The following is a 13878-nucleotide window of genomic DNA, read 5'->3' on the forward strand; positions in this document are numbered from 1 at the left end:
GCTTCATAGCGGCGACGCTCCGAGAGACAGCGATTGAGGCTGCGTCATGAGTTCGGCCCTTTCCATGCCCGATCCCGGGCGCAGATTCGTCATCATGGGCCTGCCGCGCAGCGGAACGACCTACCTGATGACGCTTCTGAACGCGCATCACGCGGTGTTCTGCTCGGGCGAGCAGTTCAATCCTCGTGCGATCGTGGGCATCGGCAAGAAGAACGACGACCGCAGTACGGTCTTCGACCGCGACAGCGACCCGGTCGCGTTCATGGACCGCTTCTTCGAGACCCAGGCGACGGATCGCGCGGCGCGGACGGGCTTCAAGTTCATGATCGGCCACAACGTCAGGGTGCTCGACGCGATCGCGGCGCGTCCGGATCTGACGCTCATCTACGTCCACCGCATCAACAAGCTCGCGCAGGTCTCCTCGCTCATCAAGGCCAGGAAGGCACGCAGATGGGCCCAGAGCCGGGCCGATAGGCATATCGAAGACAAGATCGTGGCCGGGCCACTGCAGATCAGCCAACTCTGGCACGAATTCGAGACCTACGATCGTCTGTTCAGCCCTTGGTTCGAGGCGCTGCCTCATCGCCGGATGGCGGTCGAGTATTGTGAGATGTTCGTACCGGACTTCAATGCACGGCTTTGCGACTTCCTCGGGATTGCGCCCGATCCGAAGATGAAGAGCCCGCTTCTCAAGCAAAGTGCCAATCGCCCCCTCGAGCGCTTCGAAAAGCCTGAGCCGATCCGCCGCTACTTCACCAGGATCGGCCGCGCGGACTGGCTGGACGCGGAGTTGTGAACGAGGTCCGATGGCTCGGATCATCAGACGCCCCGACGCCGCCCGGCTTCTCCTGAACGCCCCGCCCGCCATCGCGCCTTGAACGCCGAGGCCATCTGCTTCATGACGCAGGCGCCCTGCGCCCAAGTCCGAGACCCCGCCATCATGTTGAATCGCGCCGCCCGCAAGACGCTCTATATCCATATAGGGCATTTCAAGACCGGCACGACGGCGCTGCAGACCTTCTTCGACACCAACCGGGCCGTCCTGAAGCGTGCGGGCCTCGACTATTCAAGCCTTCATCTCAATTTCAGCAAGCACTCGCGGCTGGCCTTCTCGATCTACCGCAAGGCGGGCATCCGGACGCTGATGCATGGCTACGACATCCCCAAGGATCCGGCGGATCTCTGGGCTGGGCTCCGCGACTACGTCCGCGCCAGCTCCGCCTCGAAGGTGCTCGTCAGTTCGGAGGAATTCGCGCGCCTCGGCGGCTTTCCGGAGGCCGCGGCGATGCTGCCGGGGCTCGTGCGCGACTTCCGCGGCATCGACATCCGCATCGTCGTCTACCTGCGCTCGCCGGGATCGCATCTGCCGTCGTGGTACAACCAGCTCGTGAAGATGGGCCAGCCCGTTCCCGATTATACCAGCGCGATCCTCGAGACGATCGAGCCCGTGCATTACGATTACGGCCTGGCGCTCGCGCCCTGGATCGACACGTTCGGACCCGAGGCGGTGATCGTGCGCCCCTATTCCACGGCGACGCGCTCGGATCACGGGCTCGTCTTCGACATGCTCTCGACCCTGGGGGTGGAGATCGACCCCGCGGCCCTCGATCTGGGGCAGGGCGATCCCAATCCGCGTCTCGACCCGGCGAGCTTCGCGGTCGCGCAGATGGTGGCGGAGACCGGCCTGCCGGAGCGGATGAAGCGCAACATCCTCTCCCGCTCGCAGGCCTTCTACCGCGACCGGACGCTGCGCGACGCGCTCGCCCCCGACATGGAGCCCGTCCACCACCGGATCCGGCAGGGGCTCGGAACACTGGAGAAGCTGCCCCATAACGGGGTGGATTGCGCCGGCTACGCCCAGGATCTGCCGGGCCCCGACGACATCGCGGAGATCGATCCCGGAGAGCTCGTCCCGTTCCTCTTCTCGGAGCTCTTCCTCACCCGCCAGGCTCTCAACCAGGCGGTGGCGCGGATCACCGCGCTCGAGAAGGCCGCGGCGGATTCGAAGGCGTGAGGATCCTCTACTACAACTGGGTCGATTATCTCGACGACGAGGCGCGCGGCGGTGGCGTGTCGGTCTACCAGAAGAACGTGATGGCGGGCCTTGCCGGGCGCGAGGGGGTGGAGACGGGGTTCCTCGCCGCGGGCCTGACCTACGACCTGCCGCCCGGCCGCGCGCCGCGCTGGGAACGGATGCGTCATGGGCCCAAGGAAGACCGCGATCGCCGTTACGACCTCGTCAATTCCGGCACGCTCGCCCCCGCGCATCATTCCTTCGGCGACCCTTCGCAGATCTCCCATCCCGCGACGGAGGCCGCCTTCTGCGACATGGTGGCGGCGACCGGCCCCTGGGACGTGGTGCATTTCAACAATCTCGAAGGGGTGCCCGCGAACGTGATGGCCGCGCTCAAGGCGCGGTTTCCCGAAACCCGGATCGTCGTGGCGCTGCACAATTACTATCCGGTCTGCCCGCAGGTGAACCTCTGGCAGCGCGAGAGCCGTCATTGCGACGACTTCCTCGGCGGCGCGGCCTGCACCGGGTGCCTGCTGCACCAGCCCTCCGCCCGGCTCGTGCGCGCTGCCCACGGCGTCGCCTACCGCCTGAAGCGGGTAGGCGTCCGCCCCGGCACGCGGGCTTTCGACCTTCTCTTCACGAACGCCATGCGCGCGGGCCAGCGCGCCTCCCGCCTCGTGGGCGCGCTCCGCCGCCGCCTGCGCCGCGCGGCGCCCCCGCCGCGGATAGAGGGGCCGTCGGAGCGGGTCGAAGCGGTGCCTCGGGAGGCCGCGGCCGAGGGGCCGGGCAATGCCTTCGCGGCGCGACGGGCCGAGATGGTGGCGCTTCTCAATACCCATGCCGACCGGGTGCTCGGCGTCTCGGAGCGGGTCTCGCGGATCGCCGCGGATCACGGCGTCGACCCGGCCCGGATCCGCACCTCCTATATCGGTACGCGGGAGGCGGCGAAGTTCGCGGCGACCGCCCCCCGCGGGCCCCTGCCGCCCGAGGGGCGTCCGCTGCATCTCGCCTATCTGGGCTACATGCGGCGCGACAAGGGGTTCTTCTTCCTCCTCGACGCGCTCGACGCGATGGATGCGGACCTCGCGCGGCGGCTGCACCTGACCGTCGCCGCGCGCACCGGTCCCGCGGAGGCGATGGCCCGGATGCGGGCCACGGGGGCGCGGCTCGGCGGCCTCACGCATCACGACGGCTATACCCATGCCGGGCTCGACACGCTCCTCGCGGACGTGGATGCGGGCCTCGTCCCGGTCCTCTGGGAGGACAACCTGCCGCAGGTCGCGATCGAGATGCATGCCCGCCACATCCCGCTCCTGACGAGCGACCGCGGCGGCGCGCGGGAGCTCGCGAACTGTCCCGACATGGTGTTCCGCGCGGGCGATGCAGAGAGCTTCGCCGAACGGATCGCGGCGCTTCTCGAGGGCCGGATCGACATGGATGCCTATTGGGCCGGCGCGCGGGCGCCCACCTCCATGGAGGCCCATCTCGACCAGCTCCTGGAGATCTACGCGGGCCGCGACTAGCCCCGCCCCAGCCGCGCGCGGACGAAGGCGCTGTCGGTCCACCGGACCGAGAGGGCGGGGTCGTGGATCCGGTCGCGCCCCTCCGAGGCGAGGGCGAGATAGCGGCGGTATTCCTCCGCGTCGTTGAAGTGCTGGCGCCGCGCGACCTCCTCCTGCGCCTTGCGGCGGAAATCGGCATTGTACTTGAAATGCGCGAAGAGAAGCTCGCGCCGCGCGATCCGTGCGCCGGAGACGTAATGCAGCCCGTCCGAGAGCCGCATCCACGGCGCGGGCCGCAGGAGCGCGTATTTCTGCGCCACGAAGAGCGTCGGCCGCGATCCCGGAATGAGCCGGTGGCGCAGCGCGCTCGTCCAGGTCTCCCCGGTCGAGAACGGCCCGCGCAGCGGCGTGCATCTCAGGAACGGTCGCGCCTCGGTGAAGCCCGCCTCCGCGAAGGGATCCGCCTCGAACTGCGCCTCCGCGAGCGAGCCTTCGGGATACATGTCGAGCATGAAGACCCGCGCCGCGTCGGCTTTCGCGAAATCCGGCCCCGAGAGCAGATCCGCGAGCCCCTCGGCCTGCGGCCATTCCCAGACGAGAAGCTCGTCGGCATCGGCCACCAGCGTCCAGGCGCCGGGGCGAAGCCCCATCAGCGCGTTTTGCCAGGCCACGCCGTAATGCGACACCGCGTACGCGGTATCGACGGAGAAGGCGGCCACGTCGGGCTCTTCCGCGAGCCGCTCGAGCGTGCCGTCGTCGGAGCCGTTATCGGCCACCGCGAAGGCCGTGACGCCCATGCGGCGGTAATGGTCGAGGAAATGCGGCAGCATGAACGCCTCGTTCCTCATCACCGCCACGACCGCGACGGGGGCCTGCCGGAAGGCCGCGACGCGGCGGTCGGGGCTCACGAGCTCGAGCGCGCCGGAATTGCGGCCGAGCCGGATCTCCTCGTGGGCCGGCCAGAGCTTCTTCGGGGTGAGGGCGGGAGAGGAGAGCCGCGCCCGCGCCGCCGTCTGCGCCTCGGGGGCGTCGAGATGGACGAGCCGGACCGGCGCCGCGCGCGACGCGTCGAAGCCGTTCACCCAGGCGGGCACCGCGACCCCGCCGGGCCGCGCCCTGCGGCGCACGGTGACCCGGTGGCCCGTCGGATCGACGGCGATCCCCGAGAGCGACAAAAGATCGCCCACGAGCTTGTCCTCCATGAAGGAGGCGGCCGCGAGGCGCTGGCCCAGGGGGGTCGCGGCGGCCCGCGCCAGCGCCTCCATCGCGGTCCGCGAGAGCGCGTAGCCCGAGCCGCCATCGGCGTAGGAGGAGGGCTCCGGCGAGCGGTCGAGCTCGAACCGGCCCCGCTCGGTCCGCGACTTTCCGTTGTGCCAGGCCCGGTCGAGCTGCCCCGGCACGCGGGTGAGGGCCCGCCCGTGATAATCGGACCGCGCGTAATCCTGCGCGGCGAGGAACCCGTCCACGTCGAGGAAGCAATCGTCGTCGATCTTGATCATGTAGGCGTGGCCGGTATGGCGCCGGACCCACTCGACGGCGGCCAGGACCTTGAAGGGCAGCCCCTCGTAATCGTCGGGCGCGTCGAGATGGACCACGCGCCCCTCCCGCCGTCCGTCCCCGCCGCCCACCGCGACGATCCAGGGGACGCCCCAGGCCTCGAGCCCGTCCGCCCAGGCCGCCGCGAGCGGAGGGATCCGCGTCTCCAGATGCGCGCGGCAGGAGATCACGACGACCACCGTGTCGAGACGGCCCGCAGGCGCGGTGCCGGACGGCGCGGGCGGGGGCAGGGGGGTGTCCGCGAAGAGGGCGCGGGCGGCCCGCGCGGAAGCCGTGTCGCGCCGCGAAATCCCCCAGAGCGCCTGGACGACCGCCGGGGCCGCGACCGCCCCGTCCTCCTCCGCGCGCCAGCCCGCGAGCCGGTCGAGGAGCGCCCGGGCCACCGGCGTCTCCGCCGCGACATCGCCCAGGGCGCCCGCCGCGCGCAGGGCCAGCGCGATCCCCAGATGGTCCGCCTCCGCCCCCGCGATCCGGCCCATCGCGGCCCATTCCGGCTCTTCTCCGGTCCAGGCGGCGGGATCGGCCCGGGCGAGCCAGGTCACGAGCCGCGCCGTCAGCGCCGGCTCGTGCGGCTCCGGCACGTCCGGATAGAGCTCGGGCAGGGCGGCGGTGGCCCGCGCCGCGAGGCCGTCCTCCATCGCCTCCGCGCCGGGCATCGCCATGTGGCGCAGGAGGGCCGTGCCGGGCGTCCCGGGGCCGACCGGGCCGCCTGCAGGTCCGAGCAGGTCGCGCGCCGCCCAGGTCGCGGCGGGCGCGGGGGCGAGGGTGTCGAGCGCCCGGGCGAGGCGCGCGCGGATCTCCGGCGAGAGCGGCCCCGCCGCCGCCGCGTCCCGCGCCGCGTGCACCGCCTCGAAGGCGTCCCTTGCGGGAGCGAGGCCCGCGCGCATGTCCCGCGGCAGGTCCGCTTCGTCCACCGCGTCCCAGAAGGACGGCGAGAGCGCGTGGACCGAGAGCGCCACGTCGCGTGCGCGGGCGGCAAGCTCCGGCGCCATCCCCTCCGCGCCGAGAAGCGCCACCGTCGCGCGCACGAGGAGCCGGCAGGGCGTGCGCGCCCAGTAATCGCCCGCCCGCGCCGCGAGGAAATCGAGGAAGGCGGTGGCGAGCCCCATGCGGACCTCCTCCGGAAGGTCCTGGCGCCCGAGCGCGCGCGCGATCGTCCAGCCCAGGGGCGCGGTCGCGATCCATTCCCCGCTCTCGGGCACGAGCGAGGCCATCGCGGCGAGAAGGTCGTCGAACCGCTCCTGCTCCAGCAGGAAGGGCAGCATCGCGGCATTGCTCCAGAGATGCCAGCCGGGGACGAAATCCGCATGGCCCTCCGCCGCGGCGTGGGCCACGAGCCCGGGCAGGTCGGCGTCGTGGAGCGCGAAGACCTCGGAGAGGTTGAGAAAGAGCTTGCGCCGCGGCACCGCTTGCAGTGCGAGGTCGTCCACGAGGTCGAGGAGCGGAAGCTCCGGCGCGACCGCCTGCACCTCGGCGAGCCGGGTGAGGCAGGCATCGATGACGGGCTGGTCGGGGTCGGCGGGGGGCAGGAACGGATCGGGCCGGCCGTCCTTCGGGCCCTCCGCGGGACCGTCCGCGGCGAGATAGGTCTCGAGCCCATAGTGCCGCGCGAGCCGGGCGAGGCCATCGCGCGCGCGAGAGGATAGCCGGGGCGCGAGCCCGGCGAAGCGGACATGCTCGATCGCGAGCATCGCCGCTTCCGGATCGCCGGGCAGCGTCGGATCGGTGAGCATCGCTTGGATCCGGGCGGCGAGGTCCGCGCGGGTGAGGACCAGCGGCGCCGCGCCCGCGAGCCGCAGCGTGAGCGCCGCGCCCTCTTCCACGCCGCGCCAGACCCGGCCGGGCAGGGGGCCGCGGAGCCCGAGCCCGCCCGCCACGCGGCTCGCGAAGAGCGGCGGCGGGGTCCCGCCGTCCATCTCGATCGCGGGGATCTCCGGCCCCGGTACATGCGCCGAGAGCATCAGCCGCGCGTCGAGCGCGAGGGCGCCCCGCGCTCCGGGGGCGAGGTCGGCGGGGTTGATCTCGACCCCGGCGGGAGCGAAACCGCCCTGCAGGTCGAGCCAGGCGATCCGGTGGAGATCCGTGAAATCCCTCTCCGCGAGGTCGCCCGCGCCGAGCCGGGCCACGCGCACCCCGTCGATCCGGAGGTCGAGCCGCGGCGCGTCGAGCGCGATCTCCACCTCCGCCTCCGGGCCATCGAACGCCACCGGAAAGATCCGCTCCTCCCCCCAGTCGTCGCCGTGCCGATCGTTCAGCACGACCCGGCCCTGGTCGGGCTGGAGCGAGAGATGGAGCAGGATGCGGCGGCGCGTAGCGTCGAAGAGCGCGAGATTGGCGAAGCGCGCGTCGCGAAACCCCGCCCGGGCACGAAGCGTCGCGCGGGGCCCGAGCCGGGCGGCGCGAAGCGGCACGTGAAAGGGCACGATGGGCGGCACGGGCGCGGGCGCGGGCCCCGAAAGCGCGGCGATCCGCGCCCGGAACGCGGCCCGCCCGCCCCGGATCAGGCCGCGCGGATCCATGAGCGGCGCGAGGCGGGGGTCGAGATCGAAGGCGATCTCCGGATCCCAGCCCGCCGCGGGCGCGCCCACCCCTCCGAGCCGGCGCCACGCCACGGCCCAGGCCGCGCCGCGCAGAAAGCGTGCCTGCGCCTCGGGAGCGCGCGGTCGGTCGATCTCCGCGGCGAGCGCACGGGCGAAAAGCCGCCGCTCCCAGCCCCGGGGCAGGCGGTCGCGCGCAGGCCGGGGCAGCGCGCGGAGCATCGCGTCGTGGCTGCGGGCGAGGTCGCGCGCCGTCCCGCCCGGGCCGGCGGGGCGCGCGGGCGCCATTCCGGGCCAGGCCAGATAGGCCGCGCGCTCTGCGAGGAGACCCGCGCCCAGGATCGTGGCCCAGCCGCCGCGGGGGCCATGGCCGGGCGCGAGGCCGTGCTCCGCGAGGAAGGCACGGTCGAAGATCCGCGCCGGGAGTTCGGGGGCGAGGGCCAGCGCGTCCTCGGGGGCGAGGGCGAACGTCCCGGTCACGGGCGGGGCCGGGTCGCGTTCGGGCGGGGCGAGGAATCCCGAATGGATGCCCCCCTCCGGCAGCCGGAATTGCGACACGCCGAGCTGCGCGCCGGTTTGAAGCATCGTGTCGACCCAGGCCCCGAGCGCGCCGAGCACGGGGATGTCGCCGGGCGCGAGAAAGACGACGAACCGCCCCTGCGCCGCCGCGAGCGCCGCGCCCCGTCCGCCCGTCACGCGGCGCAGCGCCGGGGGATCGGCGGGGCCGGACCTCTCTGCGCCGGGCGGGACACAGAGAAGGATCTCGTGGCCGGGCAGGGACGGATCGGCCAGGGCGTCGAGCGTTGCCGCGAGCGGCGCCGGATCCGGCGGCGTCTCTCCGTCGTCGAGGATGACCGTGAGCGGCAGCTCGCCCGCCATCTCGAGCGCCCAGGACCGCGCGAGCCCCGGATCCCAGCCGGGTGCATAGGCGAGCCCGCGACCTGCGAGATACCGCCCCGCTTCGGCTGCGAAGCGGGTGCGCCGGGCTGGGTCGCGCAGCGCGCTCGAACGTTCGAAGACGAGGCGGGAGGCGATCCGCTCGAGCGCCTCCTCCCCGTGCGACTTGCCCCCCGCCGCGATCACGCCCGCGATGTCGTCGATGACGCCGAATTGCTGGGAGACGCGGTCGTCGTCGGCCGCGGTGATCTGTCCCGGCCGTCCGCGGGTCTGCAGGTAGAGCGTCTGCGGCAGGTGCAGGATATGGTCGGTGCGTGCCGCCGCGCGCCAGTAGAAGCCGTGATCCTCGAACCAGGTGCCCTCGGGAAAGCGCAAGTCCTCGACGAGCTCGCGACGGTAGAGCTTGTTCCAGGCCGACGGGAAGTGCCGCGCCACCTCCCGCCAATCGTCGAGCGCGTAGCGCCGCGCCGCGGGATGACGGGCGAGATCGGCCGCGCCGTGGATCGCCGAATGGGTGGAGCCGTGGCCCGGCACGCCGGGATCGGTGCCCACGAACCGGATCGCGCAGGCGACCCAGGAGGCGCCGTCCTCCTCGAGCGCGCGCGCCATCTGCGGGTACATGTCGGGCATCACCCGGTCGTCGCCGTCGACGAAGCCCAGGAGATCACCCGTGGCGAGCGCCATCCCGGCATTCCGCGCCGCCGAGAGCCCGCGATTGTCCTGCGAGATCAGGCGGAAGCGCGGATCGTCCCCGATCGCCTCCTCCGCGCGCGCGCGGCTGGCATCGGTGGAGCCGTCATCTATCACGATCACCTCGAGATCGACGCCCACCTGCGCGCGGAGGCTTGCGAGGCAGGCCCCCACATGGTCCTCGACGTCGAAGACCGGCACGACGACGGAGATCCGCGGGCGGCGGTCGGCGTCGTCCGGGGCGGTCGGCTCTTTCTCCTTCATGGGGGTGTTTTTCTTCACCGAAGGATCGGGGTAAAGGACAATCCGGTGCAAGCGAGGCTTTCCAAAGGACGTGCCATGGTTCCCCATCCGCACCTGAACGCGCCCGCGGGGGGGTATGTCTTCGTCGTGACCTACGGCCGGTCCGGCTCGACGGTCCTGCAGATGCTGCTGAACGCCATCCCGGGCTATTGCATCCGCGGCGAGAACGGCAACACGCTCTATCATCTCTTCCGCGCCTGGCACGTCCTCGAGACGACGGATTCGATCCGTCGCCTACGCCGGAACGGCAAGCGGACCGCCCCCCATCAGCCCTGGTACGGCATCGAGGACGCGGCCGCGGCGGATTACGCGCGCGACCTCGCGGACGCCTTCGTGCGCGACGTGCTGCGGCTGCCCCAGGGCACGCGGGTCGGCGGGTTCAAGGAGATCCGCTTCCACCAGGCCGGGGCCCATCTCGGGGCCTATCTCGACTTCATGGCGATGGCCTTTCCCGGCGCGCGCTTCGTGATCAACACCCGCAATCTCGCGTCGGTGGCCCGGTCGAGCTGGTGGGCCCGGCAGCCGCCCGACAAGGTGGCCGAGATGCTGCGCCCGGCCGAGCAGGCCTTCGCGGCCTTCGCACAGCGCCATCCCGCGCGGACGATCGCGCTCCGCTACGAGGATTACGCCGCGGCGCCGGAGGCGCTGGCGCCGCTCTATGCCTTCCTGGGCGAGCGGTTCGACGGCGAGGCGGTCGCCCGGCTCATGGAGCGCCGGCTCGATCATTCGACGGGCTGACACGCTGGCAAAGGGCGTGCGGCGGGGCTAGAACCGGCCGCGTGCCGCATCGTTCGAGGATCTTTCCATGCTCCTGAGCTTCGAGCGCCGCTTCCTCTTCGTGGCCAACACCAAGACCGCCTCGACCTCGATCGAGAGCGTGCTCAGGCCCCATGCCGAGATCGTCCGGGCGGGCAGCCCGGCCCTGAAGCACACGCCGCTCGCGCGCGCGCTCGACGAGCACCAGGAGGATTTCGCCCGGGCCGGGCGGAGCCCCGCGGATCTGCTGAAATTCGGGGTGATGCGCGATCCGGTGGACTGGATCCTCTCCTGGTACCGCTACCGCCGCGGCAACGACGTGGAAAGCCCGCTGCCGGCCGACATGGATTTTCCCGCCTTCTGGGCACGGGCCGACTGGAATATCCGCCGGGCCGATGGATCGCGCTACCTGCAGCGCGACCTCTTCTGCGCGCCCGACGGCCGGCTCCTCGCCGATCTGGTTATCCCCTTCGACCGGATCGAGCCCGTCTTCGGGGCGGTCCGCGCGGGCCTCGGCCTGCCCCCGGCTGAGGCGCTGCCGCGGGAGAACCGCTCTAGGCTCGGGGCGACCGATCCGCTGCCGCCCGCGCTTCTGGAGGAGATGCGCGCCTTCTATGCCGAGGATTACGCGCTCTGGGACCGGCTCGGGGAGATCAATGCACCCGCCCTTGCGCGGCTCGAGGCGGGCGCGTGGCGGCCCTCCGGCCTCCGCCGCGCCCTGTCGCCTTTCCTGGAGGGGGCGAAGCGGGCCTGGAGCAGGGGCCGCCCGGCGCGCCGCCCCTAGACCGCCCGTACGCCCGGCGCGGTGCGCCTCAGAGCGGAGGGTGCGGGAAGACCGGGGCGGGCGCGCCCGCTTCGAAGGCGGAGACGAGCGTTTCGGACGCATCCAGCGCCTCGCGGATCGTCACGTCCATGTCGAGATAGCGGTAGGTGCCGAGCCGGCCGAGGAAGGTCACGCCGCGCGTCCCTTCGGCGAGCGCCACGTAATCCGACAGCATCGACTTCTCCTCGACAAGGCGGATCGGGTAATAGGGCGTGTCGCCGGGTTCGCAGGCGCGCGAGGTCTCGCGGTAGCAGACCGTGCCCGCATGCACCTCCCACGGCGCGAAATGCTTGTGCTCGGTGATCCGGGTCTGGGGCACCTCCCGGTCGCCGTAATTCATCACCGCGCAGCCCTGCCAGTCTCCGCGCGCGGTGAACCGCTCGAAATCGAGCGTGCGGTAGCCGAGCCGTCCGAGGCGATGGTCGAAATAGGCGTCGAGCGGCCCGGTCCAGATCACGTGGTCGGCGCGGGCCGCGTGATCTTCGGTGAAGGGCGTCGCGAGATGCACGTCGATGCCCGGATGGTCGAGGATCGCCGCGACCATCGCGGTGTAGCCCGCTTCCGGCATCGCTTGGAACCGGTGGGCGAAGTAATCGTCGTCGTAGTTGAACCGCAGGGGCAGCCGTTTCAGGATCGCGGCCGGCAGGTCGCGCGGCGAGCAGCCCCATTGCTTCTCGGTATAGCCCTTGAAGAAGGCCTCGTAGAGCTCGGGCCCGACGAAGCGCAGCGCCTGCTCCTCGAAGCTCTGCGGATCGGCGATCGTGGTGTCGGCCTTCTCCTCGATGAAGGCGCGGGCCTCGTCGGGGCGCATGGTGCGGCCGAAGAACTGGTTGATCGTGTGCAGGTTCACGGGCAGCGAATAGACGGCGCCGCCGACAGTCGTCTTCACCCGGTTCTTGTAGGGGCGGAAGGCCGCGAAACGGGTGACGTAGTCCCAGACGCCCGGATCGTCGGTATGGAAGATGTGCGGCCCGTAGACATGGACCATCACGCCGGTCTCGGGATCGCGTTCGGTATGGCAATTGCCCGCGACGTGGTCTCTCGCCTCGATCACCGTGACCCGGTGGCCGGCCTCCGCGAGCGCGCGGCCCGTCACCGCGCCCGAGAGCCCCGCGCCTACGCAAAGGATGTCCATCCGCCCGTCTCCCGTCGCTTGCATCCGGGGCCGTCTAGAAGGTTTCGCGGAGATCTTGAAGGCTCAGGGCGCGATCGGCCGCGCGCGCCCGTCTTCGTCGAGCGCCACGAAGGTAAAGGTCGCCTCCGTCACCTTCTCCGTCTCGTGGCTGTCGCGCGACCGCCGCCAGGCGCCCACGCGGATCTGCATGGAACTGCGCCCCGTGCCCAGGAGCGTGGCGTGGAGCGAGACCTCGTCGCCCACCTTCACGGGGCGCAGGAACTTCATCCCCTCGACCGCGATCGTGGCCGCGCGGCCACGGGCGGTGAGCGCGGCGAGGTTGCCCGCGGCGAGATCCATCTGGCTCATCAGCCAGCCGCCGAAGATGTCGCCCGCAGGGTTGGTATCGGCGGGCATGGCGATGGTGCGGATCGCGGGCGCGCCCGCAGGCGGGGTGTCGGTCCTGCCCGTATCGTCCGTTCCGGGATCTTCCGTCATCATTGCCCGCGCTCCTTTTTCGTCCGGCCGGGAAGGCGCGGGATCAGGTGAATTCCGTGCCGTCCGCAACGGTCCCCTCCCGGCGCGGCCCTCATATCCGCGCCTCGAGGAACTTGAGCCCGTCGGCATCGAGCCAGGCCGCGCTCAGCACACCGGTCTCCCAGGCGCCGGTATCGACGCCGATCCGGCCGGGAGCGACCTGCGGCGCGTCATGCGCCACATGGCCGTGGACCACCCAGAGCCCGTCGCGCCGCCGCCGTCCGAAATCCGGATGCCCCCAGAGGAGCGCGTCCTCGGACTGGCTCGACATCGGCAGGCGTGGATCGGCGGCGGCATGGACGGCCGCGATCCCCTCGCCGATCCAGAATTGCGGCAGCCGCGCGAGCCAGGGCTGCAGCCCCTCGGGCAGGGCGCGGCGCAACGCATCGGCGGCCAGGACCGGATCCTCGATTCCGCCCTCCACGCCGAAGGAGGCGAGTGTCGCCCGCCCGCCCCGCTCGAGCCAGGCGGCATGGGCGTCGGGAGCGGTCAGGAAGTCGAGCAGCATTCGCTCGTGGTTGCCCATGAGGCAGATCACCCGCTCGGGATCGGCGGCGTGCAGGGCGCGCAGCTCGCGCAGCACCCCCGCGGAGGCCGGTCCGCGGTCGATCATGTCACCGAGAATCACCAATCGGGCACGTCCCGCCGCGGGCTCGGCCGCGATGCGCACGAGCATGGCCCTCAGAAGGTCGTGGCGTCCGTGGATGTCGCCCACGAGACAGACCGGCCGCTCCGGCCGCGGCGCCCGCGCCGCGGCGCGCCGGCCGCGGGCGAGGCGGCGGAGATGTCTCAGGATCATGCGGTCCGGGCCTCGCATCCTTTGAGGGACGGACCTGGATCTAGAGAGGTTTGTCGGGAGTGGAAACGCAAAAAGCCGTGGCGGGACGGCCTGTCGCCGTCAGTCGCGCCCTTCGGCGGCCACGAAGGCGGGACGGACCGGCACGGCGGGGCAGAGCATGAGGATGCCGGCCGTGCAGAGCAGGCCCGCCATGCCGCCGACCGGATAGGCCAGAAGGGAGGCGAGGATCCCCATATCGGCGAGGAAAGCGGTGATCATGCTGGCCAGACCGGTCAGGATTCCAACGAGGACGAGTACGAGAGCCATGATCCACCTCCGCTTCCACAAGGGGCTTGCGCCACCGTGATCG

At 71.6% G+C, this 13878-nt stretch carries 10 protein-coding genes; 5 read left to right on the forward strand and 5 right to left on the reverse strand.

Going from position 1 to position 13878, the window contains the following annotated elements; all coding sequences use genetic code 11:
• The first annotated feature begins 46 nt into the window (after positions 1-46).
• The 3 genes from LX81_RS16135 to LX81_RS16145 all read left to right on the forward strand — a co-directional run bounded on the left by LX81_RS16135 (position 47) and on the right by LX81_RS16145 (position 3537).
• A complete protein-coding gene (locus LX81_RS16135) occupies positions 47-796 on the forward strand; it encodes a sulfotransferase (RefSeq protein WP_111538347.1) in 750 nt (249 codons plus the stop codon).
• A gap of 144 nt (positions 797-940) precedes the next feature.
• A complete protein-coding gene (locus LX81_RS16140; protein ID WP_146259453.1) occupies positions 941-2014 on the forward strand; it encodes a sulfotransferase family protein in 1074 nt (357 codons plus the stop codon).
• Complete coding sequence (locus LX81_RS16145; protein WP_111538349.1) at positions 2011-3537, forward strand: glycosyltransferase; 1527 nt, start codon at positions 2011-2013, stop codon at positions 3535-3537. Before LX81_RS16140 ends, LX81_RS16145 begins: the two co-directional genes overlap by 4 nt.
• Here the strand turns inward: LX81_RS16145 and LX81_RS23185 are convergent.
• Positions 3534-9461 (reverse strand): glycosyltransferase, encoded by a 5928-nt coding sequence (locus LX81_RS23185; RefSeq protein WP_170133981.1) that lies wholly within the window; start codon positions 9459-9461, stop codon positions 3534-3536. The two genes, LX81_RS16145 and LX81_RS23185, sit on opposite strands and share 4 nt — an antisense overlap.
• Positions 9462-9536: 75 nt before the next feature.
• Here LX81_RS23185 and LX81_RS16155 point away from each other — a divergent pair, with 75 nt between their 5' ends.
• Both LX81_RS16155 and LX81_RS16160 read left to right on the forward strand, forming a co-directional pair.
• On the forward strand, positions 9537-10238 hold the full coding sequence (locus LX81_RS16155; protein WP_170133982.1) for a sulfotransferase: 702 nt from the start codon (positions 9537-9539) through the stop codon (positions 10236-10238).
• A gap of 67 nt (positions 10239-10305) precedes the next feature.
• The gene (locus LX81_RS16160) at positions 10306-11040 is read left to right on the forward strand and encodes a hypothetical protein (RefSeq protein WP_111538352.1); all 735 of its coding nucleotides are present in this window, start codon (positions 10306-10308) and stop codon (positions 11038-11040) included.
• A 28-nt stretch (positions 11041-11068) separates the two neighbouring features.
• On the opposite strand, the gene LX81_RS16165 is transcribed toward LX81_RS16160, so the two are convergent.
• From LX81_RS16165 to LX81_RS16180, 4 genes are all read right to left on the reverse strand, one after another.
• Positions 11069-12214, reverse strand: a complete 1146-nt coding sequence (locus LX81_RS16165; protein ID WP_111538353.1) for a UDP-galactopyranose/dTDP-fucopyranose mutase family protein — start codon at positions 12212-12214, stop codon at positions 11069-11071.
• 63 nt (positions 12215-12277) lie between these two features.
• Complete coding sequence (locus LX81_RS16170) at positions 12278-12694, reverse strand: acyl-CoA thioesterase (RefSeq protein ID WP_373280289.1); 417 nt, start codon at positions 12692-12694, stop codon at positions 12278-12280.
• Positions 12695-12782: 88 nt separating this feature from the next.
• Positions 12783-13529, reverse strand: coding sequence for a metallophosphoesterase (locus tag LX81_RS16175; protein ID WP_111538354.1), 747 nt, complete (start codon positions 13527-13529; stop codon positions 12783-12785).
• Between the two features lie 99 nt (positions 13530-13628).
• Positions 13629-13835, reverse strand: coding sequence for a hypothetical protein (locus tag LX81_RS16180; protein WP_111538355.1), 207 nt, complete (start codon positions 13833-13835; stop codon positions 13629-13631).
• Between the last annotated feature and the right edge of the window lie 43 nt (positions 13836-13878).

This window comes from Palleronia aestuarii (assembly GCF_003253995.1).
In the GTDB taxonomy this organism is placed as follows: Bacteria; Pseudomonadota; Alphaproteobacteria; order Rhodobacterales; family Rhodobacteraceae; genus Palleronia; species Palleronia aestuarii.

Coding starts and splice junctions, on each gene's coding strand:
- LX81_RS16135 (WP_111538347.1), top strand. CDS start 47: ATGAGTTCGGCCCTTTCCATGCCCGATCCCGGGCGCAGATTCGTCATC.
- LX81_RS16140 (WP_146259453.1), top strand. CDS start 941: ATGTTGAATCGCGCCGCCCGCAAGACGCTCTATATCCATATAGGGCAT.
- LX81_RS23185 (WP_170133981.1), bottom strand. CDS start 9,461: ATGAAGGAGAAAGAGCCGACCGCCCCGGACGACGCCGACCGCCGCCCG.
- LX81_RS16155 (WP_170133982.1), top strand. CDS start 9,537: ATGGTTCCCCATCCGCACCTGAACGCGCCCGCGGGGGGGTATGTCTTC.
- LX81_RS16160 (WP_111538352.1), top strand. CDS start 10,306: ATGCTCCTGAGCTTCGAGCGCCGCTTCCTCTTCGTGGCCAACACCAAG.
- LX81_RS16165 (WP_111538353.1), bottom strand. CDS start 12,214: ATGGACATCCTTTGCGTAGGCGCGGGGCTCTCGGGCGCGGTGACGGGC.
- LX81_RS16170 (WP_373280289.1), bottom strand. CDS start 12,694: ATGATGACGGAAGATCCCGGAACGGACGATACGGGCAGGACCGACACC.
- LX81_RS16175 (WP_111538354.1), bottom strand. CDS start 13,529: ATGATCCTGAGACATCTCCGCCGCCTCGCCCGCGGCCGGCGCGCCGCG.
- LX81_RS16180 (WP_111538355.1), bottom strand. CDS start 13,835: ATGGCTCTCGTACTCGTCCTCGTTGGAATCCTGACCGGTCTGGCCAGC.